Annotated in this window: 24 protein-coding genes, 1 tRNA gene and 2 pseudogenes; 19 read left to right on the top strand and 8 right to left on the bottom strand. The window is 42.6% G+C overall.

What is annotated here, in order from left to right; genetic code table 11:
- Positions 1-141 precede the first annotated feature (141 nt).
- Together R8925_RS07100 and R8925_RS07095 are read right to left on the bottom strand one after the other, a co-directional pair.
- A complete protein-coding gene (locus R8925_RS07100; protein WP_430535194.1) occupies positions 142-612 on the bottom strand; it encodes a hypothetical protein in 471 nt (156 codons plus the stop codon).
- 54 nt (positions 613-666) lie between these two features.
- A pseudogene (locus R8925_RS07095) lies at positions 667-985 on the bottom strand (DUF389 domain-containing protein); the annotation flags it as partial.
- 909 nt (positions 986-1,894) lie between these two features.
- Here R8925_RS07095 and R8925_RS07090 point away from each other — a divergent pair.
- Genes R8925_RS07090 through dagF form a run of 9 tightly spaced genes read left to right on the top strand, consistent with a single transcriptional unit; the run spans position 1,895 to position 9,232 of the window.
- Entirely contained in the window at positions 1,895-3,718 is a 1,824-nt protein-coding gene (locus R8925_RS07090) for a BglG family transcription antiterminator (RefSeq protein WP_430535188.1), read from the top strand.
- 14 nt (positions 3,719-3,732) lie between these two features.
- The gene (locus tag R8925_RS07085) at positions 3,733-4,845 is read left to right on the top strand and encodes an amidohydrolase/deacetylase family metallohydrolase (protein WP_430535187.1); all 1,113 of its coding nucleotides are present in this window, start codon (positions 3,733-3,735) and stop codon (positions 4,843-4,845) included.
- Positions 4,842-5,174 carry a hypothetical protein gene (locus R8925_RS07080; RefSeq protein ID WP_430535186.1) on the top strand — a complete coding sequence of 111 codons (333 nt, stop codon included), beginning with the start codon at positions 4,842-4,844 and terminating at the stop codon, positions 5,172-5,174. The genes R8925_RS07085 and R8925_RS07080 overlap by 4 nt, the downstream gene beginning before the upstream one ends.
- 14 nt (positions 5,175-5,188) lie before the next feature.
- A complete protein-coding gene (locus R8925_RS07075; protein ID WP_430535185.1) occupies positions 5,189-5,554 on the top strand; it encodes an SFCGS family glycine-rich protein in 366 nt (121 codons plus the stop codon).
- Position 5,555: 1 nt separating this feature from the next.
- Positions 5,556-5,897: a DUF4312 family protein gene (locus tag R8925_RS07070; RefSeq protein WP_430535184.1), complete on the top strand. Its 342-nt coding sequence runs from the start codon at positions 5,556-5,558 to the stop codon at positions 5,895-5,897.
- Between the two features lie 9 nt (positions 5,898-5,906).
- Entirely contained in the window at positions 5,907-6,689 is a 783-nt protein-coding gene (locus R8925_RS07065; RefSeq protein ID WP_430535183.1) for a DUF4311 domain-containing protein, read from the top strand.
- A gap of 4 nt (positions 6,690-6,693) precedes the next feature.
- Positions 6,694-7,344: a DUF4310 family protein gene (locus R8925_RS07060; RefSeq protein WP_430535182.1), complete on the top strand. Its 651-nt coding sequence runs from the start codon at positions 6,694-6,696 to the stop codon at positions 7,342-7,344.
- Between the two features lie 19 nt (positions 7,345-7,363).
- Complete coding sequence (locus R8925_RS07055) at positions 7,364-8,467, top strand: DgaE family pyridoxal phosphate-dependent ammonia lyase (RefSeq protein WP_430535181.1); 1,104 nt, start codon at positions 7,364-7,366, stop codon at positions 8,465-8,467.
- Positions 8,468-8,488: 21 nt separating this feature from the next.
- On the top strand, positions 8,489-9,232 hold the full coding sequence (gene dagF / locus R8925_RS07050; RefSeq protein ID WP_430535180.1) for a 2-dehydro-3-deoxy-phosphogluconate aldolase: 744 nt from the start codon (positions 8,489-8,491) through the stop codon (positions 9,230-9,232).
- Between the two features lie 99 nt (positions 9,233-9,331).
- On the opposite strand, the gene R8925_RS07045 is transcribed toward dagF, so the two are convergent.
- The 4 genes and pseudogenes from R8925_RS07045 to R8925_RS07030 all read right to left on the bottom strand — a co-directional run bounded on the left by R8925_RS07045 (position 9,332) and on the right by R8925_RS07030 (position 11,976).
- On the bottom strand, positions 9,332-9,775 hold the full coding sequence (locus R8925_RS07045) for a nuclear transport factor 2 family protein (RefSeq protein ID WP_430535179.1): 444 nt from the start codon (positions 9,773-9,775) through the stop codon (positions 9,332-9,334).
- A 120-nt stretch (positions 9,776-9,895) separates the two neighbouring features.
- Positions 9,896-9,968, bottom strand: a tRNA-Ala gene (locus tag R8925_RS07040).
- A gap of 54 nt (positions 9,969-10,022) precedes the next feature.
- Positions 10,023-10,754 carry a hypothetical protein gene (locus R8925_RS07035; RefSeq protein WP_430535178.1) on the bottom strand — a complete coding sequence of 244 codons (732 nt, stop codon included), beginning with the start codon at positions 10,752-10,754 and terminating at the stop codon, positions 10,023-10,025.
- Between the two features lie 81 nt (positions 10,755-10,835).
- Positions 10,836-11,976: pseudogene (locus R8925_RS07030) on the bottom strand (threonine/serine exporter family protein).
- A gap of 199 nt (positions 11,977-12,175) precedes the next feature.
- Here R8925_RS07030 and R8925_RS07025 point away from each other — a divergent pair.
- Both R8925_RS07025 and R8925_RS07020 read left to right on the top strand, forming a co-directional pair.
- Complete coding sequence (locus tag R8925_RS07025) at positions 12,176-13,111, top strand: NADP-dependent oxidoreductase (protein WP_430535177.1); 936 nt, start codon at positions 12,176-12,178, stop codon at positions 13,109-13,111.
- A gap of 68 nt (positions 13,112-13,179) precedes the next feature.
- Complete coding sequence (locus R8925_RS07020) at positions 13,180-13,341, top strand: lmo0937 family membrane protein (RefSeq protein WP_430535176.1); 162 nt, start codon at positions 13,180-13,182, stop codon at positions 13,339-13,341.
- A 61-nt stretch (positions 13,342-13,402) separates the two neighbouring features.
- Here the strand turns inward: R8925_RS07020 and R8925_RS07015 are convergent, their stop codons facing one another.
- Positions 13,403-14,092: a phosphatase PAP2 family protein gene (locus R8925_RS07015; protein WP_430535175.1), complete on the bottom strand. Its 690-nt coding sequence runs from the start codon at positions 14,090-14,092 to the stop codon at positions 13,403-13,405.
- Positions 14,089-14,841, bottom strand: coding sequence for an alpha/beta hydrolase (locus tag R8925_RS07010; protein ID WP_430535174.1), 753 nt, complete (start codon positions 14,839-14,841; stop codon positions 14,089-14,091). Before R8925_RS07010 ends, R8925_RS07015 begins: the two co-directional genes overlap by 4 nt.
- 222 nt (positions 14,842-15,063) lie before the next feature.
- On the opposite strand from R8925_RS07010, the gene msrA reads away from it, so the two are divergent.
- The 8 genes from msrA to R8925_RS06970 are packed head-to-tail and all read left to right on the top strand — an operon-like array spanning position 15,064 to position 22,099.
- Complete coding sequence (msrA, locus tag R8925_RS07005) at positions 15,064-16,191, top strand: peptide-methionine (S)-S-oxide reductase MsrA (protein ID WP_430535173.1); 1,128 nt, start codon at positions 15,064-15,066, stop codon at positions 16,189-16,191.
- 18 nt (positions 16,192-16,209) lie between these two features.
- Positions 16,210-16,899 (top strand): response regulator transcription factor, encoded by a 690-nt coding sequence (locus R8925_RS07000; protein ID WP_430535172.1) that lies wholly within the window; start codon positions 16,210-16,212, stop codon positions 16,897-16,899.
- Positions 16,896-17,945 carry a sensor histidine kinase gene (locus R8925_RS06995; protein WP_430535171.1) on the top strand — a complete coding sequence of 350 codons (1,050 nt, stop codon included), beginning with the start codon at positions 16,896-16,898 and terminating at the stop codon, positions 17,943-17,945. The genes R8925_RS07000 and R8925_RS06995 overlap by 4 nt, the downstream gene beginning before the upstream one ends.
- Complete coding sequence (locus R8925_RS06990) at positions 17,942-19,132, top strand: ABC transporter substrate-binding protein (RefSeq protein ID WP_430535170.1); 1,191 nt, start codon at positions 17,942-17,944, stop codon at positions 19,130-19,132. The genes R8925_RS06995 and R8925_RS06990 overlap by 4 nt, the downstream gene beginning before the upstream one ends.
- Positions 19,119-19,922, top strand: a complete 804-nt coding sequence (locus R8925_RS06985; protein ID WP_430535169.1) for an ABC transporter permease subunit — start codon at positions 19,119-19,121, stop codon at positions 19,920-19,922. The genes R8925_RS06990 and R8925_RS06985 overlap by 14 nt, the downstream gene beginning before the upstream one ends.
- Positions 19,919-20,647 (top strand): ABC transporter permease, encoded by a 729-nt coding sequence (locus R8925_RS06980; RefSeq protein WP_430535168.1) that lies wholly within the window; start codon positions 19,919-19,921, stop codon positions 20,645-20,647. Before R8925_RS06985 ends, R8925_RS06980 begins: the two co-directional genes overlap by 4 nt.
- Positions 20,644-21,513 carry an ABC transporter ATP-binding protein gene (locus tag R8925_RS06975; RefSeq protein ID WP_430535167.1) on the top strand — a complete coding sequence of 290 codons (870 nt, stop codon included), beginning with the start codon at positions 20,644-20,646 and terminating at the stop codon, positions 21,511-21,513. Before R8925_RS06980 ends, R8925_RS06975 begins: the two co-directional genes overlap by 4 nt.
- Positions 21,506-22,099 (top strand): CDP-alcohol phosphatidyltransferase family protein, encoded by a 594-nt coding sequence (locus R8925_RS06970; RefSeq protein ID WP_430535166.1) that lies wholly within the window; start codon positions 21,506-21,508, stop codon positions 22,097-22,099. Before R8925_RS06975 ends, R8925_RS06970 begins: the two co-directional genes overlap by 8 nt.
- The last annotated feature ends 5 nt before the right edge of the window (positions 22,100-22,104 follow it).

Here is a 22,104-nt window from a genome sequence, read left to right as displayed (position 1 = left end):
ATTGTATCAAAAAAGAAAAACTGTATAAACAATGAACTAAGATTCATTATTTACACAGTTTATTTTACACTCCCAATGAATATTAATCATGTGTAAATTCAAGAAAAAACCTTATGACAATTGCCACAAGGTCGCTTTAAGTTAGTTTTCTGCCCCATCCTGCTTTTCTATATTTTTTTTCTCCTCTTGACTGGAAATATATTTATCCAAATACTGTTTCAGTTCTGCGCCATTAAGTTCACTCAAATCTGGAACTTGATCGATATCTAGCGTGACATCTTCCAGTCCATAGTCAGCTAAGCTATCTTGAGCATTTGCTATGTCACTCTTAGACATATAATCACCTGATATCGTTACAACTAATTTTTTTGTATCTTCGTTGTAAGCTTGATCTAGCACCACGTCATCCGGGAATTCCTCATTTACAAACTGATTAATAGATGATGTTTGAATGCTTTCTTGCACTAACGCCACTGCGGAAAAAATACTTGGAATAACGATTAATAATGATAAAGTAAACAGTATCACATTTAATCTTCGGTTTTCCTGACTGCTTTTTCTCACGTGTAACGGAAAACGCATGAAACGAATGCCAATGAATGTCGCAATCATAATAAAAGCACTATTAATAATAAATAAATACGAAGCGCCTACAAAATAAGAAAATTGCAACGTTGCAATTGAATAGCCTACCGTACAAAGCGGTGGCAATCGCAACTCCTGGAACAATATTTGTACTTGTTTTTTTTCTTGCGCCAATGATTCCAGCGATGCCACCAGTAAACGCGATGACAACATCCCAAATCGTCGGGGAAGTCCTAGCAATCAGTTCACTGCTCGCATATGTAATCGGAGAGATTGAAAAATAGAGCGTGGCAATCACTAAACTCACGACAACCTCAAGTAATAACAATAAAGCTGCCTTTTTTACAATTTGAAAATCAAATACAGAAAGTCCATAGCCGATTCCGAGAATCGGCGTCATCAACGGCGAAATTAGCATAGCACCAATAACAACGGGAATCGAATTCATATTCAATCCAATAGAAGCAATTAATATTGCACACATCAAAATCAACGAGTCGCTGGTCTTGATTACTAAATCTGATAGAACTTTCTGTCTAAACTCCACTGCATTATAGTTTGTCGCATCCATATATTCACATCCCTTCTAAGAGTATTTTAACAATTGATGGAGAAAAAATCTATTTTTAATTGGAGTGATGGTAATGTATACGCTTAGCCAATTTTATAAAAAGGAGGAATGTCTGCTAGGCAAGCTCATGAAGTGTTATCTGGAGCCTTTAGCCGAGTGTTAGAATTCAGAGGCAAAGACATAAGGTAAACAGACAAGATGCTTTTAAGAACGTCGTGTGATTTACAAAATAACACATGATTTTGGAGGTAATGATAAATGATTGCTAAAACATATAGTGATTATGAATATTGCACGTCAAGCGTAAGGGTAACTATGGCGAGATGAAATGGATGTTTATTTTGAGAGTACCACAAATTGGATGCTTTCTTGATGTTGTCCCATGAACGTGGGTCAGTTCCCTTTCGTATGAGGGGCTTTTTTTTAATTTTGGTATAATGAATTTTCGTAAATATACGAGGAGGCTGTAAAGATGGAAAGAACATTAGTATTAGCAAATACAATCAAATACTAATAGCGAAAAAGACTTGTAACCTCGGCGAATTATCGTACTTGGTTGCAAGTCTTTTTTTGATTTTCTGAATGATATGTGTTTTTATGCTTACTGCCACATCGATTATCTGATAACATGGAACGTAAGAAATGAATTGCACTAATCAGAGGCATCTTTTTTGTCTGTAAAAGTAAGCGGTTTAATTCTATAATGAAAGTGTAGTCCATGAGATGGAGGCAGGTATTATGTTGGGGCGGAGAGAATTGCAAATTGTTAATCAGCTACTTAGTGCTTCGGCGGTTGTACGGACGAGAGATTTGGCGGACCAGATGGGGGTTAGTATTCGGACGATTAAATATGATTTAGAGCGAGTTCGAGACTGGTTTTCAGAGCGTCAGGTGGTGTTGTTTTCGCAGCCGAATAAAGGTTATTGGCTGGAGTGTGATGCGAGTTTGTTGATGGAGTTGCGTCATGAGTTGTCGCAGGCGGAGCATTTGAAGTTGTACACGAGTAGGTCAATGCGAGTGCGACGTATTTTAGTGATGTTGCTGCTTAGTGAAGGTTATGTGACGGCGGCTTTAATGGCGGATGAGATTGATGTGAGTCGGAATACGATTTTGGCGGATATGAATGAGGTTGAGCGGATGGCTGGGCGGTTTCATGTGAAGCTGAGTCGAGAACAGCGTAGTGGCTACCGCATTTTAGGTGAGGAACGGCGATTACGATCGCTGTTGGAGCATTTGTTGGTGAGTAATATGAATAATTATGAGGTTTACAAGATTACAACGCGAATTACGAGGCTGGATCGGGAACGGAATTTTCAGCCGATGTTTGATAGGCGCATTTTGCCGGAATATGAGTTGGTGGAATCGGCGCTGGCGTATTATTTTCAGGATGAGTCGCGGGAAATTTGGCAACAGCTAGATATCATGATTATTTTGGTTCGATTGACAATTTCGTTGAAGCGTTTGCAGATGGGTCATGCGATGGATGGATATCAGGTGCTAGATATTGGGGCGGAGAAGTCGGATGCAAGGCGAAGTTTTATCGGATTTATGCAACGGGTGTATTTGCAGAAGGAGTTTCCGTTGCTAAGGGCAGAGTATCGATATTGTGTGGGGAGTCATGCTGGCGGGATGCTGGAGACGGATATCGCCAAATTGACGGAGGACTTGATTGGTTTCGTGGCGCGACGCGAAGGTGTAGATTATGAGCTAGATCAGAAGTTGTATACGAATTTGTTTGCGCATTTATCGTTGCGGCTAGGTCAGGGCGGTTTGTCTGGAAATGAATTCAATCCGCTGAATTCGGAAATTAAGCAACAGTATCCAACGCTTTTTGGACATGTGTACGAGGCTTGTAAAAAGTTCATTTCAGATGAGCAGGTGATTCAGGAGTCTTTTATTTCTTTTATTGTGTTGCATTTTCTCGTGTCGCTTGAAAATCAGCAGTTGCACCAGCGAAAAGTGAGGACGCTTTACGTTTGTTCGACTGGCCGTGGTGTAGCGCGTTTGATTAAGAACCGTGTTGAGGCTGGGATTGGGCAGGTGGAAATGGTAGCGTATTGTTCGATTGTAGAGGTCGAGGAGATGTGCCGGAAGCATGCGATTGAGCTGATTATTAGTGTTTTCCCGATTGAATCGAGTTTACCGGTCGTTGTGACAGATGCTTTGCCAAAAAAAGCGGATTTGGAGATGATTAGGCAGGAAGTGGCGCGAATTTTGCTGGAGATGCCTGCTGTGGTGGATGATTATGAGACGGTGGACTTGGTGCGGCAGAGTAGTCATGAGGAAATTAGTGAGGAGATTATTTTGAAGGGGTTTGAGGTTTACCAACAAGTCAAGGATGTTTTGGCGAATGAGGTGGATCTGAAATTGGAAAATGGATTGCTGTTACATATTTTTTTGATGGTGCAGCGGTATTATTTTAATAAGCAGTATGACTTGGTACTGGCGAGTGAGGATAGTGGTCGGATGGAGCTGAAGGAGCGTTTGACGGCGGTTTTTGAGCAATGTGGGCTATATTTTCAGGAGGCAGAACTAGAGGCGGTTGTGCATTATTTTAAATAGGAGATGAGTAGTAAATGGAGTTGCTGATTAGGAATGGGCGAGTGCTGAACCCAGATGATACGACGCGGGAAGTGGATGAGATTGCGATTCGGGATGGCCACTTTGTTGATATCGATGAGATAGATCGTGCGATGGCAACAGTGATTGATGTTGGCGGGAGTTACGTGGCACCAGGATTTATCGATATGCATGTGCATGTATATGAGGAAGGGGCGGTTATTGGGATCGATGCGGATCGGGTTGGTGTGCAACAAGGCGTGACGACGATTGTGGATGCTGGGAGTACGGGGAGTGATGATTTGGCACGCTTTCGGGAAACGATTATTGAGACGCACGATACGGAGGTGTTAGCATTTTTGAATATTTCGAGAAAAGGGCTTTGTGATGGGCTTTCGGAGCTTGCAGACCCGGCCGATTTAATGAGTTTGGAAGAGGCGCAGGTAGCCTTTGCGACCGAACCAAATTTGGTTGGTTTGAAGGCGCGGATGAGTGGCTCGGTTGTGCGGGATCAGGATATTAAACCATTACAGCATGCGCGGCTGGTGGCGGATGCACTGGATGTACCGATTATGATTCATATCGGGAATCCACCACCTTATTTGCCAGATATTTTTCCATTGCTTCGGAAAGGAGACATTGTGACGCATGCGTTTCATGGTAAGCAACATGGCATATTGGACAGTGATGGAGAAATGATTGTAGAAGCGAAAGAGGCTTTGGCGCGCGGTGTTCTTTTTGATATTGGGCATGGGTCGGCTAGTTTTAGTTATGAGACGTTACGCCAGTTTAAAGGGAAATATGATACAGCATTTACGACAAGTACGGATATTTATGAGCGAAATATAGAAACACCGGTCGGTAGCCTAATGACGACGATGACGAAGTTGCTACAATTGGATTATTCGCTAGAGGAAGTTGTGGCAACGGTTACAAGTCGGGCGCGTAAGGCACTGGGACTTTATGAACAGGGAACTTTTAAAATGGGAACAGTAGCGGATGTGACGGTTTTTGATGTGGTGAACCGGAAAATATCGCTTGTAGATTCGAATGGTGAGGTGCGCGAGACAACACAAGTTATCGTGCCAAAAATGACGATTAAATCGGGACGGGTGGTTTGGAATGCATGAGTTTTGAGACAGATTGGCAAATGATTTCAGAGAGAAGTGGTGATGCGATTTTTTTTGAAAAGGTGATGAAAGCTGCGAAAATGGAGGCTCGGCTTGATGGGATTACATTGGAATCTGCACAAGAGTTGGGGCTTGCTTCGCATATTTCGGCAATGATACGGCGAGGCAGGGAACGTGAGGAACTCAAAATCGAGGATAAGGAACTTTTTGATGAGGTTTCGATGGAATCGCTTTACTTGGCTGCGCGAATTTGTGAGATGGTTCCGGGGATTCATGAGGATGAGAAATACTTATTGTCAACTCATTTTGAAATTGCAAAATTAAATTAGAGGAGGAAATGAAGATGGATCAAATTACAGTGGTGATTGCAGATCGGTTAGGAAAGGGACAAAATGTGGCGGCTGGGGCAGAAAAAGCTGGAGCGAAGGCGATTGTTGTACCGGGAATGGGTGCAGATATGCGACTCGGTGATGTGATGAAGGAACATAACGCGGATTTCGGAATTTCTTTTTGTGGTAGTGGTGGCGCAGGGGCTTTGACAGCGCAGACAAAATATGGTTATCCAGCACATTACGGGATGCGTTCGATTGAAGAAGGCGTGACGGCGATTCAGAATGGAAAGACGGTTCTTGGTTTCGGTTTCATGGACGTGGAAGAGCTTGGTGAACGTTTAGTAAAAGCTTTTCAAGCAGAAGCGGAGAAAAAGTAAGATGCAGGAAAATTTGAAAGAAACCGTGCGAATTACTGGAAAGGGAAAGACGAAGCAACATGCGGTTAATGCGGCGCTCGGTCAAGTGCAAAAGCAGGTGATGACGAGATATCCGAAATCGATGATTTTACGAATTGAGCCGCGAGAAGTTAAGGTTCTAAAGGCTAAGGAAAAGCGCTATAAAGAAACATTCCTGTTTTTCTTATTTCCTCGCATCCGTCATGAATTTGAAGTTGAGTTGGATATTACCTTGGAGTTAGCCGTGATGCACATTGAAAAAGTTCAATTTTCCGTAGAAGATCATACACAAAACAAACTAGTGAAAAAATTTGCGAAAGGATAGGTTGAGAATATGGAAATTTTAATTATTATTTTTAAATCAGTTATCATCGGCGGCCTCGTCGGATTCGGGGTTGGAGCTGGTGCGGCGCGGATGTTTCACGCTCCAACGACACAAGGAATGGGTGCATTTCGGACGCTTGGTGAGTTAAATGCGTGTGCGGGAGATGCAGCAAGTCATTTCTCATTTGGACTTGGGTTCTTCTTTAATGCTTGGGCTTCAGTCGTTTCAACAGGAGCGTTCACGCAAGACGTCGATCATCGGATTATTCCGAACTGGGCGGCAGCGTCACTCATTCGAAAGGGCAAAACGGTGGAGGATACGCTACATAATCCTAAGAAAATGGCGATTGCTGGTGCAATAATCGGTGTACTCGTTGTTGCTTTCTTGAATTCCACTGGTGCTGCGATTCCAAGTTCTTTAAAAGATATCGCGGAAAAAGTTCTTGTTCCAGCGGCGACTCTTTTAATCAATCCAATCATGCCAGTTATTTTCTGGTTAGCAGCGCTTGATGCAGGTAAACGGGCTGGTGTTTGGGGGACGATTTTTGGTGGCTTGGCGCAGATTATTATGGGCAATGCGGTTCCAGGTGTTGTGCTCGGTATTTTGATTGGTAAAGGTGTCGATGATAGTGGTTGGACTAAATTAACGCGAACGCTATTGATTTCAGTTATTATTTTGTTCGTATTGAGTGCGTTTTTCCGCGGATTCGATATAGAGTTGATTAAGAGTATGCATTTGCCAGTACCAGAGTGGCTGCTTGACTTCCACAGATTATTAGGACAAGAGGTGTAGTATAATGGAGCATATAACGGAAATTGATAAAAAGAATTTTTGGTACGCAGATTGGAGTTTTTTAATATTTGTCGCGATTTTGTCGGCGGGCGTTTTTGCTGGAACGCATATGTATTATGTGTATCACGTTGGGGCGTTTAATGATGTCGCGATTGTGGCCTTACTAAAAGCGGGGATGGAAGGTGGCGGATATGGCGCAGCTGCAGCGTTTGGCGCCAGTTTTCTGTTTGCCCGAATTCTGGAAGGTTCACTCGTTGGGATTTTAGATATTGGTGGCGCAATTCAGACTGGAATTGGAATTGGTGTGCCGGCTTTGTTGCTTGGTGCAGGAATCACATTGCCATTGACCAATTTTGTGGTATCGCTTTTAACTGGTGCGGTGCTAGGCCTTGCGGTTGGCGCGATTATTATTGGGATTCGTCATTTCACGGTAGGTCAGTCGAACTCGACATTTGGTGCTGATGTGATGATGGGAGCGGGCAATACATCCGGACGTTTTCTAGGCCCACTCATTGTTTTAAGCGCATGTACAGCTTCGATTCCAGTTGGGATTGGTTCGATTATTGGCGCAGCGATTTTTTACGCTTGGAAAAAGCCGATTGCCGGTGGTGCGATTATCGGCGCGATGCTTCTAGGGGTCTTTTTCCCACTATAAAATGTGAAGGAGTTTTAGCATGACAAATGTAAACGAAAAATACGGTTTGAAACGCGTCATCAACGCAAGTGGTCGGATGAGTATTCTCGGTGTTTCGGCGCCAAGTGATGCGGTTTTTGAAGCGATGAAACTAGGCGGTCAAAATTATGTTGAAATTGCGGATTTAGTCGATAAAGCAGGCGCGCGGATTGCCGAGATGCTGGATGCAGAAGATGCGGTCGTAGTGAACTCAGCATCGAGTGGCATTGCGCTTTCGGTTGCTGCGGTGGTGACAAGGGGACATGAAGGCATTTCCATGAAGCTACATCAAGAGCCAATCGTAGGAAATGAGATTATTTTATTAAAAGGGCATAACGTACAGTACGGCGCGCCGATTGAAACGATGATAGCGCTTGGCGGTGGGCATCGCGTGGAAGTCGGATACGCCAACGAAGGCCGCAAAAATCATGTGATTGATGCTATAAATGAACGAACGGCGGCACTTTTGTATGTACAATCTCATCATGCGGTACAGAAAAACATGCTTTCGATTGAGGAAATGCGTGAAATTAGCCTGACGCACAATATTCCGCTCATTATAGATGCGGCGGCAGAAGGTAATCTCAAGAAATACGTCCAACTAGGTGATCTTGCGATATATAGTGGCTCTAAGGCTATCGAGGGTCCAACAACAGGTATTGTTGCAGGGAGCAAAGAATATGTTACGTGGGTGAAAACACAACTTCATGGTATCGGCCGTAGCATGAAAGTCGGCAAAGAAAGTACGTTTGGCTTGCTTGCAGCTCTCGAAGAATATTGGGATAAAGCAGATACGAGCGCCAAACAAAAAAAAGTCGTGCAAAATTTAACCTCGGATTTGGCAAATTACGCTGGAATTACCGTGACAGAAGTACAAGATGAGGCAGGGCGACCGATTTTCCGCGCCAGGATTCGAATAGATGCTGCAAAAATTGGTAAGAGCGCGGTAGAACTCGTTGAAGCACTTCGAACAGGCTCAATTGCTATTTATACGAGAGATTATGGCGCTACGCAAGGATTTTTCGATATCGATTCGCGGTCTCTTCAAGGGGATGACGCAGAAATTATCGCGACAGAAATTAAACGTTTTATTGCACAAAAATGAAAATATAGGAGGAATTGTTCAATGAGTACGATACAAGACCGTTTTTATAAAGATCGCATTGTTCTGAACGTATTAGCTAATTCGGTGGAGAACGCCAAAGAAGTTTTTGAAGCGGCGGAAGGGCATGTCGTTGTCGGCGTTCTTTCTAAGGATTATCCAACCGTGGAAGCTGGCGTTGCGGCTATGCGCGAATATGGTGCGGCTATCGATGACGCAGTTTCCGTGGGGCTCGGTGCAGGAGATGCCCGCCAAGCAAGCGTTGTCGCAGCGATTGCAAAAGAATACGCAGGAAACCACATCAATCAAGTTTTTCCAGCGGTTGGAGCTACTCGCGCCAATCTTGATATGAATCCAGGTTGGATCAATAGCCTTGTTTCGCCAACCGGAAAAGTTGGGTATGTCAATATTTCTACAGGGGCAATCAGTGCAGGCGTAGCAGAAACAGCAATTGTGCCAATCGAAGCGGCAATTGCGCTCATTAAAGACATGGGTGGCAATGCAATCAAGTATTTCCCGATGAAGGGTCTTTCAACAGAGCAAGAATTTCGTGCCGTTGCCAAAGTCTGTGCAGAGGCTGATTTCGCGCTAGAACCAACAGGGGGCATCGATTTAAACAACTTCGAAGCCATTTTAAAAATCGCACTGGATGAAGGTGTGAAGCAAGTTATTCCGCATGTGTATACGTCAATTGTTGATTCAGAAACTGGTGCGACACGAGTGGGAGATGTGAAGACATTGTTGGCTACAATGAAGAAATTAGTTTAATAGCTATGAGAAAAATGTTGAGGTAGAGCATAGTCTATCTCAACATTTTTTGAAGTTGCATAAAAAAACAGCAGACCTGAATAGCCTACTGCTTCACTGTTATTTTACCTGTGCCTCAACCGTTAACGGAGTCAAACCGGAATCGTTAACTTGGCGAATTTGGATTACTTTTCCTTCGTCATTAAACTCGAAAAATTCTACACTGCTATATTGAAATGGTTTTCCTGTTGCATGAGCTGTACTACCATTAGGAAAAGTAAGTTGACCAGTTAACGTTCCTGATAGCACGTATCTGACAACGGCGACATTCCCATCTGCATAAATTTCATGGTCGGTTATAACGGCATCTGCAAATACATCCATGATGCTTTGTAGTGCGTTGATAAAATTATTGGAGCCCTTTATGATATCACCGTTTTTGTGAAATTCAACATCTTCTGTTACTAAATCCAGCTGCTTATCAAAGTCTCTGTTATTAAGATTCGTATGGAATTGTCGCGGAATAGCTCTTTTTTGTTCTATTGTCAGTTTTTCTTCACTCATGTATCTTCACTCCATTTCTAGGTAATCTTTACTCAGCACATTGTAGCAAAAAAAAAAGTACCTGTCGTGTTCATTTTCAACAGATACTAGCAATAAATATGAACAAAATATGAACAAAAATGGAGCGTAGGGGGATCGAACCCCTGACCTCTACACTGCCAGCGTAGCGCTCTCCCAGCTGAGCTAACACCCCGTGATTAAACATTGTATCACAGGGATTTTGAAGGTGTCAATTCTTTGTTTAACATTACTGAACGATATTAACCGAACTAGCTGTAATTCCCGGCATTGTAATTGTCGCACCATTCGGGCCGTCATATGCATACGTACCATAAATTGTACCGTAAACTTCGACGATATCGCCTTCTTTCACGTCAATTGTGCCTGTATAGATAACAGCTACAAGATCTTTCCACGTGCCAGAACCTTGTGTCATATTCACTTTAAGATAAACGGTTGGGCCATCATCTATCACTTCTGCGACTTGTCCTTTTAGATAATAGGCTTCTCGCGCGTATTTGTCTGGGTTTTTCTGCAACATTGCAAAGGAGATTTTTGCCGCATTTGGTTTAGCTTTAGCCTCTATTTCTTTTTGTACTTTTTCTTTCGCTGCCTTTTCCGCTTCTTTTTGAGCGTCTTTCACGGCAATAGGTTGTGTCACATGAATCGTAGTGCTTTTGTCGCTTAAGCCCTTTTTACTCGCCACAACTTTGTATGATTTATCGCCTTCGTATACGTGCATTAACTCGAAGTTCCCTTTTTTATCTGCATCCACCGATACGTCGCCGATGCTAACGGTGGCATTAGTTGTTGTTTTTCCTGACACTGTGAAAATATCATTTTTGTTAGCTGTTATATTTTTTTCGTCTAATTGTAGCGTCATTTTTTCGTTAGTAGCCTCTAGGTTCTTTTCATTACTTCCGCACGCTGCTAAAAGTAGAATGGAGCCAAGAAGTAATATCCCGATGACTTTTCTCATTTCTAAAAATCTCTCCTCTTACCTTGTTTTGTAGAACTATTTCTATTATATAATCATTATACGACTGATAAAAGCAGATTTTTAATTTTTTTGTTGTATTTGTTTCTTTTGTGTCGAAATTAAGTAGCCGATTGCTATGCCAATAGTCACGGTTGGAAAGAGGATAATCATTGAGATAATTTCACGTGTTCCTTCGACAACGTAGCCGCCGATAATGCTGGAAAGTCCTTCAATGCCCTTTGCTCCTACTGTTAGGATAAAAAAGCTACTGATGAAAAGGACAACGCGTGGCGGTTGGGAAGGTAATCTTGCGGCAATATTTGCCAAAACTCCTGCTGTGATCGCTGCAATAATGGTGCCAGTTAAGTCATCTGTTACCAGACTTACAACGATTTGGACGCCATAGGTCAGGATTGCGAAAATGGATAATCGCGTCAAGTAGGTAATTGGGACGTTAAATGTTAAACATATCCCAAGGCAAAAAATCACGATGAACAATAGGACAACAACAGGGGATAATGTATTTATAATATCCCCTTTATTTAATGTACGTATGGTTGCATTAGTTAGAGCCACAGCTATCAAAATGCCAATCACCATTTGCAGTAAGCACATAAAGGCATAGGCTAATCGGGCTGACCCAGCAGTTAACTTACCGTAAAAAATTTCACCAGCAGCTGCTGACATCGTATCTCCAGGAATGCAGATGAACAATGCAGGAATCATTAGAAAAACAGGGCCGTAACTAATTGCGGTATCGTAGAAAAAGGTTAAAGTTAGGATTCCAATGACAAATGAGGCAATCAGTGGGAAAAAGATATTGAAGCGCGTTTTTTCTAAAGCCACGCAAATAAATCCGGAAGCCAGCCCTAAAATCCCGCTGATCCAAATCTCAGTCCAGGTTGCAAACACAAGTGGTGCAAATCCCATAGCGAAAAGGGAGCCTCCGATAACGCGCAACCAGGAAGGATAAGTTGGAGGTGCCGTAGCAATATTTTTCATTTGCTTCTTCGATTGTAAGGCCGCTGTCTACTTGATGTACTAATGTCTTGACGGAGGATATACGCGATAATGAAGCAATTCCTGGCATGGCATGTATAATCGCGTGGTCGATTTGCTCTTCGTCACGGGATGTTGTAATTTCTAAATAGTCACTTAAGCAAAGTACATTTAAGTGATAGCCGTATGCATTGGCTACTTGGTGTAATTGCCCTTCAATCATAACGGTTCCCTCACCGCTTTCCGTTAATAAAACACGCCCCATTGTTGAAATGAAAGAAATAAATACTTTATCCTGCGCTATCATTAGTTTCACGCCCCTATCCCTATTTGTATAGATTATAACATCCGAGCAAATAGCTTGCCAATTTTTTGAAAAGGAGTAAGATTGTTGTTTTCAGGTTAGAGGAGGAGGCAAAATCATGAAGGCAGTTGTTATTGAAAATTATGGTGGTAAAGAGGAATTGAAAGAAGCAGAAGTTGCAATGCCAAAAGCAAGTGCTGGGCAAGTTGTTGTTGAAATGAAGGCGACATCGATTAATCCGATTGATTGGAAACTTCGCGAAGGGTATCTAAAACAAAGGATGGATTGGCCGTTTCCAATTATTCTTGGTTGGGATGCAGCAGGCATTATTTCAGAGGTTGGCGCGGACGTGGAGGGCTGGAAAGTCGGAGATAAAGTCTTTGCTCGTCCTGAAACGACGCGATTTGGAACGTATGCGGAATATGCCTTAATTGATGCTCCTTTACTTGCTAAAATTCCAGATAATGTATCATTTGATGAAGCAGCATCGATTCCGCTTGCTGGTTTAACCGCATGGCAAGCATTATTTGATCATGCGAATCTGCAAGCTGGTGAAAAAGTTTTGATTCATGCAGGTGCGGGTGGTGTCGGTACGCTTGCGATTCAGCTAGCAAAAAATGCTGGGGCGTATGTGATTACAACGGCGAGTGAGAAGAATGCGGTATTCTTGAAAGAGCTTGGTGCGGACGAAGTGATTGATTATAAGACAACGAATTTCGCGGAAGTTTTGACGGATATAGATGTTGTCTTTGATACGATGGGCGGGGATATTCAGAAGGATAGTTTCCGCGTTTTGAAAGATAATACAGGGCGTTTGATTTCTATTGTAGGAGAGCCTGATGAAGCATTAGCAAAAGCAAAAAATGTCGTTGCTAAAAGCATTTGGTTGGCGCCTAATGGGGAACAATTGCAAGCTTTTGCAGAGTTAATGGCGACTGGCAAAGTAAAAGCCGTTGTCGGAGCTACATTCCCGTTCTCTGCAAGAGGTGTTTATGATGCGCATGCTTTAAGTGAAACGCACCATGCCAAAGGTAAAATAGTGATTAGTTTCTAAAACATGGATGTTTGCCCTCTTGCAAGTGTGGTAAAGATATAGATGGCACAAAGCAAGGAGGGTTATTTATGCTTGGTATCATTTGGCTAGTTATTGTTGTTCTGCTCGCTTTTTGGGTGTTGGGACTCATTTTCCATATTGCTGGGGGACTGATTAACATTTTACTGGTTGTCGTGCTGATATTAGTTATTTGGAATTTAATCCAGAGCGCTAGAAATAAACGCAGCTAATCAAAACGATTCTGCTGCACCTCGAAGTAAAGGGGTGTCGCAGAATCGTTTTTTTGTTAATTTATTTCTGCCGATAGTTATCTTTCCAGTTATGCGCGATAAGATAGTTATGGCACTTTTGGCTGTAAAGTAAGAACAAGGCGCTCCCAGAAAAAACGGCAGTGCTACCGAGAAGAAAACCGGCTGTGACATCAGATGGATAATGCACACCGAGATAGACGCGGGTATACATAATCGTCAAAATAATGAGCAAGGCGACAAGTCCAATCGCAAGACGCTGCCACATTTTTGAGCAAGCAATAATGAGAAGCGCCGCAATCATCCCGTAAAATGCTGTCGACCCAGTCGCATGTCCACTCGGAAAACTGTAACCGCCTTGTGCGACTAGCATATCACTTGGACGTGGGCGGGCAACTAGTTGTTTGATAATCCAAGGCAAAAGTGCACCGCCGATTAAAACGACACTAGTAAACCAAATCGCAATCGTGTAGCGTTTTAAAAACAGAAAAACGAGCAAGAGTACGACGGACATCATGACAACAGCAGGAACGCCTCCAAATTTCGTAATAAATGCAATGAAATCTGTTTTGGACGCCGTTATGTGGACGCGGATGATATCAATCCAATACGTATCAAATTGTTGAATGAAGCTCGCATTTGTGGTCACACCGATTAACATCACGATGAAACCAATCGCTGTTATAGCGCTGAGTACGAACAAGATACGCGCATTTTTTCGTGTCTCTGTCATGTGAAATCTCCTTTTTGATCTATCCAATCGAGTACGACTTGAATACCGTAATCCCAATATTCCCAGTTATGCTCTCCCGGAGATTCTTGATATGTGTAAGGAAAATTGGCTTGTTCGATGCGCGATTTAAAACCTAGGTTATTACTATACAGGAAATCTTCTGTGCCACATAGCTGTAAAACGCGTGGCTTAATTGTGACATTGTCTAATAAAGCGAGCAAATCATTCGCAGAACCACGATGTTTCTCAATCGGGCCAAATGTCGCTATCATTTCCGCTTCTCCTTCTGGTCGTACTTCCCGCAAAGCCACGATGTCAAGCGCACCAGAGAGGGACGCCATTCCTGCGAATTTTTCAGGATAATGTAGCGCCCATTTGAAAGCACCGTAACCTCCCATTGACAGTCCTGCGACATAGGTATTCTCAGATTCGGTAGGTAGTTTAAGCCAGCGATGCACGAGGCTCGGTAATTCTGCACTCAAAAAAGTCCAGTATTGATTTCCTGTCTCCATATTTGTATAAAAACTGCGATGAACTTGCGGCATCACAATGGCAATATTACGGTTTTCGGCATAGCGAACGAGCGATGTGTTGGTAAGCCAAGCTGTGTCATCATCTGATAAACCATGCAATAAGTATAGTAATCGCATCGGTTTTTCCTCGTCAATTCGATCAGGCAGGAAAATTTGCAAAGAAGTTCGTAATTGTAGCGATTCCGAAACGAAATGTGTTGAAAATAAGGTCATCATTCTTCCTCCTTTTTGTGATAGATATTAGCATTAGTATAGCACAGTTTATGTTGTAAGAACGATGTGAAAAGTTTTGTCGCAAACTTAAGAATTACATAATAATTAGGTAACTATCACAAAACTTCTTTTTAGTATGATGAATGCGTAAGATAACATCGTTTTCTATGCGTGAAATTCGGGAATTAGATGTTATTGGTATATCGTTTTTGGAGGCGAATTAACATGAAGAAATGGTTGAGGAATAGTTTGATTGCAGTTGGTATCATTGGTGTGGCGTGGGGTGTTTATGCATATGTGTCTCATCAGGACGCGAAATCGCACGGCAGTGAAAACATTGCATATCAAAATGTTGGTGATGATGGCTCAGGGAAGGAGATAGCAATTTTTGCGGGTGGTTGTTTTTGGTGTATGGAGCCACCTTTTGAGAAGTTAAAAGGAGTGAATGATGTCATTTCGGGTTATACTGGTGGTACGGTGCGAAACCCGACATATGACGAGGTTTCTAGTGGTAACACGGGACATAAGGAAGCAGTTATGGTAAAATTTGACCCTAAGCTGATTTCCTATGAGCAGTTACTAGATGTGTTTTGGCATCAAATTGATCCGACAGATGCAAAAGGGCAATTTGTTGATCGTGGTACGCAATATGGTGCGGGAATTTTTTATGTGAATGCCGAGCAAAAAAAGGAAGCACAAACCTCGAAAAAAGCGTTGGTGGATACAGGTCGGTTTAGTAAGGTTGTGACGCCAATTATTGCATCTAGTGCATTTTATGAAGCGGAAACATATCATCAAGATTACTATAAGAAGAACCCGAAACGTTATGAATACTATCGTAATGGCTCGGGGCGAGATGACTTCTTGAATGAGCATTGGGGCAAAGATAAAAACGTAAATTTGCCTAGTTACCCTGCAAGTTATTCGCAAGCGGATATTAAGAAAAAATTGACAGATGAGCAGTACCGAGTAACGCAAGAAAATCAGACGGAGACGGCCTTTCAAAATAAATATGATAATAATAAGGCAGATGGTATTTATGTAGATTTAGTTTCCGGCGAGCCACTTTTTAGTTCGACGGATAAATTCGATTCGGGTACTGGTTGGCCTAGTTTTACGAAGCCGTTAGTGCCGAATAATATATATGAAAAAGAGGATAATTTCTTGGTGCAAAAGCGGACGGAGATTAGGAGTAAACACGCGGATTCGCATTTAGGGCATGTCTTTACGGATGGCCCGCAGCCAACGCATTTACGGTATTGCATGAATTCAGCAGCGCTTAACTTTATTCCGAAAGCTGACATGAAAGAGAAGGGCTATGGTGATTTTTTGTATCTCTTTGATAAAAAATAAACGTGGGGTGTGGCGTGGATGAACACGATTTTATTAGTGGACGATGAGGAAACGATTGTCGATGTGTGTCGGCGTTATTTGGAGAAGGAAGGCTTTAGGGTTCTGACGGCGAAAAATGGGGAGGAAGCGTTGCAGATTTATGATGCGGAGCGTGTCGATTTGATGGTCGTGGATATTATGATGCCAAAAATGGATGGGCATACTTTTATTATGGAAGTACAGGAGCGCGAGAAGGACACACCGTTTTTGTACTTGAGTGCTTTAACGCAGGAGAAGGAGCGATTGTATGGTTTGACGCTTGGTGCGGATGATTATATGTCCAAACCGTTTAGTCCGCGTGAATTGGTTTTACGGGTGAAGAATATTTTACGTCGTTCGCACCGTTTTATAGAGCCAGAGACATTGGCACACGGACCACTTTTTCTAGATAAGGGCAAGCGGTCAGCGGTAGTTTCAGGACAGGAATTGGAGCTTACGATCAAGGAATTTGATTTGCTATGGTTGCTTGCAAGCCAGAATCAGCGCGTGTTCTCGAAATCGGAGTTGTTGGACCGTATTTGGGGCTATGAGTATGATGGTGATGCTAATACAATCAATGTCCATATTCATCATTTGCGGGAAAAATTGCAGGTTGATGGAGAGACGCCGGTTTTCATTAAGACGGTTTGGGGGCTTGGCTATAAGTTTGAACTGGTGGTGGAGTCATGAAATTGCGGACGCTTATTTTACTTTCTTATGGAATTGGTGCAATCATTGTCACTATTGTGCTCGGGGTTAGCGCGTATCGGATGATTTTTAGCACGAATTTGGTGATTTTTACGATTTTGATAACGCTTGGTGCGAGTACGCTGGCGTTTGTGATTAATTATTTGTTGATGCGACCGGCTTTCAAGTCGATTGATAAATTGGGTAAGGAAAGCCGAAAAATTGCGCAAGGGGAGTTCTCTGGAAAAGTGGATGTGACGGGTCCACTGGAAACGAGGATGTTGGCAGAGGATTTCAATGAGATGTCGGCGCAGTTAGATCAGATGTTTCGACAAATTAAGGAAGGTGAATTGGAACGAAACGAGCTGGTGGCGAATTTGTCACATGATATTAAAACGCCGATTGCTTCAATCAGATCATTTTCAGAGGCGCTTTTGGATGGCGTAATCACGACGGATGAGGAGCGACAACAATATTTGCGGACGATTCAGCGTGAAACGATGCGTTTGACGGATTTGGTGGATGAGCTGATGGATGTAGCGGCGATTGATAAAAAGACACCTTTGCTTGAGCGGACGCGTATTTGGTTGGACCAATTGATGGTCGATGTGTTGGAGGCTTTTAATGTGCAGCTAAAACGAGAGCATCGGGATGTGCATGTGAATATTGCGCCATTTTGTGAGTCTATCTATGCGGATCAGAAGTTTTTAACGCGGATTTTGTATAATTTGTTGGAGAACGCGTTGAAATTTTCGGATGTAGGAACATCGATTGAGGTTGGAATAGAGCGGACGGGTGATTGCATTTTGTTTCGGATGCAGGATCATGGTCAGGGGATTTCAGCCGCAGAACAGGAGCGGATTTTTGAGCGGTTGTATCGTGTAGAAAAATCGCGGAATTTGGCGCATGGTGGGTCGGGATTAGGCCTTCATATTGCGCAGAACTTGGCGGAATTACATGGTGGAACATTGCGTGTGGAAAGTGAATTGGATGTAGGTAGTACATTTATTTTGGCGATACCGATTTGGGAAGAAGGGGAGTTTGAATGAAGCGATTGGTGCTAGTTGTGCTGATGGGATTATTGTTGGCTTTGGCAGCGTGTGGGAACGGTGACGTGACCGATAGCGTGAAGGGGAAGGATTTTACGCAACTCGAAAAGGATGCGAAAGGTCAGACAGTTAATTTTTACATGTGGGGTGGCGACAAGAATATTAATACTTATATTGATGATTTTGTGGCACCGAAATTGAAGGATGAGCAGGATATTACGCTGAAACGGGTGTCGATGGATACGGTGAAGTTCATTCAAAAACTGAGTAGTGAGAAACAAGCTGGGAAAAAGAGCGGTTCGGTAGATGTGATTTGGATTAACGGTCAAAATTTTAAAACGGCGAAGGAGCAGGGCTTGCTGTATGGAAAAATCACGGATCAGATTCCGAATGTGGCACAGTTTGTCGATCCACTCTTGATGGAAAAAGATGCGGGAAATGCGATTGATAAAATGGAAGCTCCGTGGGGCAAAACATCATTTGTATTCCAATATAATGAGGACAAAGTTGCGAAACCGCCTGTTAATTTGACAGAATTGACGGCTTGGGTAAAAGCGCATCCAGGCCGATTCACGTATCCTGATGTGGCGGATTTCACGGGAGATGCGTTTGTAAGGCAGGTGATTTACGCGCAAAATCCGGGGAAGGAATTTACGAAGGCGCCGACAAAAGCGGACCGCGAGAAGGCTTATTCGTACCTGGAGTCGATTGCTCCCTATTTGTGGCGAGAAGGGAAAACATATCCGAAAACGTTGCAGGAGCTTGATCAATTGTACGCGCAAGGTCAGGTTGATTTCACGATGGGCTTCAATGAGCGCCGTGCTTTACCGTTTATAAAGGATGGCACTTTCCCTGCTTCAACGCGGACATTTGCGCTTGATAATGGAGCCTTGACGAACGCACATTATCTTTCTGTAGCCTTTAATACAAGACAACCAGCGGCTTCACTTGTCGTGATTAATTATTTATTATCGGAAGAGGCGCAGGCGGAGAAATTGAAAACAGCTGTGTGGGGCGATGGCACGACTTTGCTTATGAATAAAATGACAAGAGACTGGCAGGCTAAATTTGAAACGGCAGGCGAGACGGGGAATCAATTTTATAATACATGGCAGGCGCTAAATGAGTTCCCAGATACGACGGCAGAGGCGATTCAGAAAGAATGGGGCAATTATGTCTATCCGTAAAGCAGTGGCTTGGCTGATACCAGTCGGGCTCGGCGCGGTGAGTCTGATGGCGATTGTATTGTTGGTTTGGAAAATGCGTTTTTTAGGGGCAAATTGGCAAGAGATTGTCGAAATAAGTCAGCAAAAACGAATTTTGACAAGTATTTGGTATTCTCTTGGGGTAAGTGCGATTGCGACAGTCTTATCGATTGGGATGGGTATTCTGATTGTTCGACAAGTATTGTTACATCCGCGTGTGGCCAAATCAGTGACCCGTTTGAATGCGAGCTTTTATTTTCCTCATTTTGTTGTAGCGCTGTATGTGTATCTTATTTTTGCTTTTATTTATCCTTATCTTGGGGAGTACCATAAAATTTACGGGACTTTGGAGATTCTAATCACGTATTTACTGAAGGAAGTTCCGTTCGTTGTTTTTTACTTGATGACGACCTACCGAAAAATCGATTTTTCGGAAGTAGAACTAGTGCGACTTTCCGGTGGTAGGGCGTGGCGAATTTTTGCGAATGTTGAATTTCCGAAAATAGCGCCACAAATCGCGGAATTAATGATAATCTTGTTGGCTTTTATCTGGACTGCATATGAAATTCCAGGTTTGGTTGGAAACAGTTTTCCTGCGTTTTTGGGTGTTGTGTTTTATCAAGGATATTACGCGACAGACGTTAGTGTACAAGTAGTGACGATGTTTTGGGTGATTGTTGTTTCAGTATTTTTACTCCTGCTGGCTTTTGTATTATTTATTTATACGCAAAAATATCGGAGCTTCTTGCTTAAAGGAAGTGGGCAGCTATGAGATATTTTATTTTGGCACAGTACGTGACGATGCTCTTTGTTTTTGGTGTGGTTGCTTGGCGCGGTAGGGAAATTGGGATTTTTGAAGATCCGAATTTTTTGATGGCGATTGAGACAACGATTGTGATTGCATTTTTTGTTGTTGTGATTAATTTACTTGTGGCGAATTATGCCGGATACTATTTAGCGAGGGCAACTGGGACTAAGTTAGCCATTTTAGATGTTTTTTTGCAGTTGCCGTTAATTGTGCCGCTTATTGTGATTGCAGCTGGTCTTGATTTCTGGTTTATTCGTTTTGATTTGACGGAGACGATATTAGGCGTGGTTTTGATTCAGCTTTTGCCCTCATTGCCTTATTCGATTCGGATTGCTAGGAATGCTTATCTGTCGCTGGATCAGGATATTAATCAATATGTTTATTTGATGGGCGGAACGCGAAAACAATTGTTACTCGATATTTATTTGCCGTTGATGCGCCCGATGAACGAGACAATCTTGCTATTCTCAGTCGTGATTTCGGTTGGGCAATATGCGATTACGTCGATGATTGGTGGCGGTATTATCCAGACGGTGGCATTGCTGCTATTTCCCTATTTCGCATCATCGCAATTGCAAATCGTTTCAGCCGCAGCGTTGTTCACGATTTTCATGGCGCTTGCGATGTTATTTTTGTTTCGCTGGATCTATAAAGGAATTGTGAAAGGCATTGGGGTGATAGACAAATGACAATCATAAAGGTAGAAAATATGACGAAACGCTTTGAAAAAGAGCTTGTTTTGCATACTATCGATTTTGCATTGCAGCAAGGAGAGAAAGTGACGATTCTGGGTGGTTCAGGTAGCGGTAAAACAACTTTTTTGAAAATTTTAGCGGGGTTGTCCTCATTTGATTCGGGTGTTTATTCTAAATCAGGAATTAAAATTGCCTATATATCTCAAAAACCGGTTCTGTTTTCGCATATGACGGTTTTAGAGAATCTTGTTTTTCCTTTGAAATGCCAAAAAATGAAGCGAAAAGAACGAGAGGCAATTGGACGCATTTTCCTAGAAAAAAGCGAGTTGGCAAAGTGGGCAGATGCCTATCCATACGAGCTTTCGGGAGGACAACAGCAAAGGGTTTCGGTGGCGCGAGCGTTAATTGGGAACCCAGATTTGTTGTTAATGGATGAACCGTTTAGTAGTTTAGATGTTCGCTTAGGACGCGACATCAGGCAATGGGTTTTTGCGCAAATTGCAGAGCGCGATATCGCGGCAATTTTTGTAACGCATCATTATGAAGAGGCAAAAGTGTTTAGTGAGCGAGTTCTGTTGATGGAAGGCGGGACTTTAAGAGAGGCAAATGATTTTGAAATTGATCGTTTTTTTGGAGACGGACTTTCTTTTGAGGGGAAATATTATCCGATAGAAACTTGGAAATTGGCTGATTCTGGTGTTGAAGTACAAGTGGAGAGGCAGCTGAAACTGTATGGGCAACTCTATTGGTCGGTTCGCTTAGATGACGGGTCGCAAAAGTTTATTATCGCGAACGATGAGAGCGCAAATTTGGCAGGAATCGCTTATATTAAACCAGTAAGGGGTGAAAAAAATGCTTGATACGAAGGCAAGGCCTTATGTGAAACCAATATTGGATAAAACAGCAGATTTCTTTTTGAAACTGGGCTTTTCTGCGAATCAGGTGACAGTTTCTGCTTTTATTGTCGGTGTTATGGCAGCAATTTTAGTCGGATTTGGTTGGATGTGGACAGGAGTTTTAGTGCTTTGGTTTTCTGGATTTTTAGATGCGGTCGATGGAACAATGGCGCGAAAAACGAAGCAAAGTGGATTTGGAACAGTGATGGATGTGACATTTGATCGGGTGGTGGAAGCGGGTATTATTATTGCATTAGCCGTACGTTTTCCAGAGCAGCAGCTTATTTTACTACTTTTAATGGCATCGATTTTATTTGGAATTACGGCATTTTTGACGATTGGAAACGTAGTTCAGAATAAAGGCGTGAAATCATTTCATTACGCTACAGGACTAGCGGAGCGCACAGAAGGCTTCATTTTATTAAGTTTGATGATATTAACAGCACCGATTTTCTTATTTTGGACAACGTTATTGTTTTTTATTATCGAAATTATTTCAACGATTCAGCGTTTGGTAGAAGCATACAGACAGCTTGATAAAGAGGAGTGAGGACG

Source organism: Listeria rocourtiae subsp. hofi, assembly GCF_963575615.1.
Lineage (GTDB): Bacteria > Bacillota > Bacilli > Lactobacillales > Listeriaceae > Listeria_A > Listeria_A hofi.
The sequence above is the reverse complement of the archived record's forward strand: the minus strand, read 5'-3'. Positions and strand labels throughout refer to the sequence as shown.

What these genes read in the sequence shown, in the direction of transcription:
- R8925_RS07100 (WP_430535194.1), bottom strand. Translation starts at nt 612, where the DNA reads ATGATTGCGACATTCATTGGCATTCGTTTCATGCGTTTTCCGTTACAC.
- R8925_RS07090 (WP_430535188.1), top strand. Translation starts at nt 1,895, where the DNA reads ATGTTGGGGCGGAGAGAATTGCAAATTGTTAATCAGCTACTTAGTGCT.
- R8925_RS07085 (WP_430535187.1), top strand. Translation starts at nt 3,733, where the DNA reads ATGGAGTTGCTGATTAGGAATGGGCGAGTGCTGAACCCAGATGATACG.
- R8925_RS07080 (WP_430535186.1), top strand. Translation starts at nt 4,842, where the DNA reads ATGAGTTTTGAGACAGATTGGCAAATGATTTCAGAGAGAAGTGGTGAT.
- R8925_RS07075 (WP_430535185.1), top strand. Translation starts at nt 5,189, where the DNA reads ATGGATCAAATTACAGTGGTGATTGCAGATCGGTTAGGAAAGGGACAA.
- R8925_RS07070 (WP_430535184.1), top strand. Translation starts at nt 5,556, where the DNA reads ATGCAGGAAAATTTGAAAGAAACCGTGCGAATTACTGGAAAGGGAAAG.
- R8925_RS07065 (WP_430535183.1), top strand. Translation starts at nt 5,907, where the DNA reads ATGGAAATTTTAATTATTATTTTTAAATCAGTTATCATCGGCGGCCTC.
- R8925_RS07060 (WP_430535182.1), top strand. Translation starts at nt 6,694, where the DNA reads ATGGAGCATATAACGGAAATTGATAAAAAGAATTTTTGGTACGCAGAT.
- R8925_RS07055 (WP_430535181.1), top strand. Translation starts at nt 7,364, where the DNA reads ATGACAAATGTAAACGAAAAATACGGTTTGAAACGCGTCATCAACGCA.
- dagF (WP_430535180.1), top strand. Translation starts at nt 8,489, where the DNA reads ATGAGTACGATACAAGACCGTTTTTATAAAGATCGCATTGTTCTGAAC.
- R8925_RS07045 (WP_430535179.1), bottom strand. Translation starts at nt 9,775, where the DNA reads ATGAGTGAAGAAAAACTGACAATAGAACAAAAAAGAGCTATTCCGCGA.
- R8925_RS07035 (WP_430535178.1), bottom strand. Translation starts at nt 10,754, where the DNA reads ATGAGAAAAGTCATCGGGATATTACTTCTTGGCTCCATTCTACTTTTA.
- R8925_RS07025 (WP_430535177.1), top strand. Translation starts at nt 12,176, where the DNA reads ATGAAGGCAGTTGTTATTGAAAATTATGGTGGTAAAGAGGAATTGAAA.
- R8925_RS07020 (WP_430535176.1), top strand. Translation starts at nt 13,180, where the DNA reads ATGCTTGGTATCATTTGGCTAGTTATTGTTGTTCTGCTCGCTTTTTGG.
- R8925_RS07015 (WP_430535175.1), bottom strand. Translation starts at nt 14,092, where the DNA reads ATGACAGAGACACGAAAAAATGCGCGTATCTTGTTCGTACTCAGCGCT.
- R8925_RS07010 (WP_430535174.1), bottom strand. Translation starts at nt 14,841, where the DNA reads ATGATGACCTTATTTTCAACACATTTCGTTTCGGAATCGCTACAATTA.
- msrA (WP_430535173.1), top strand. Translation starts at nt 15,064, where the DNA reads ATGAAGAAATGGTTGAGGAATAGTTTGATTGCAGTTGGTATCATTGGT.
- R8925_RS07000 (WP_430535172.1), top strand. Translation starts at nt 16,210, where the DNA reads ATGAACACGATTTTATTAGTGGACGATGAGGAAACGATTGTCGATGTG.
- R8925_RS06995 (WP_430535171.1), top strand. Translation starts at nt 16,896, where the DNA reads ATGAAATTGCGGACGCTTATTTTACTTTCTTATGGAATTGGTGCAATC.
- R8925_RS06990 (WP_430535170.1), top strand. Translation starts at nt 17,942, where the DNA reads ATGAAGCGATTGGTGCTAGTTGTGCTGATGGGATTATTGTTGGCTTTG.
- R8925_RS06985 (WP_430535169.1), top strand. Translation starts at nt 19,119, where the DNA reads ATGTCTATCCGTAAAGCAGTGGCTTGGCTGATACCAGTCGGGCTCGGC.
- R8925_RS06980 (WP_430535168.1), top strand. Translation starts at nt 19,919, where the DNA reads ATGAGATATTTTATTTTGGCACAGTACGTGACGATGCTCTTTGTTTTT.
- R8925_RS06975 (WP_430535167.1), top strand. Translation starts at nt 20,644, where the DNA reads ATGACAATCATAAAGGTAGAAAATATGACGAAACGCTTTGAAAAAGAG.
- R8925_RS06970 (WP_430535166.1), top strand. Translation starts at nt 21,506, where the DNA reads ATGCTTGATACGAAGGCAAGGCCTTATGTGAAACCAATATTGGATAAA.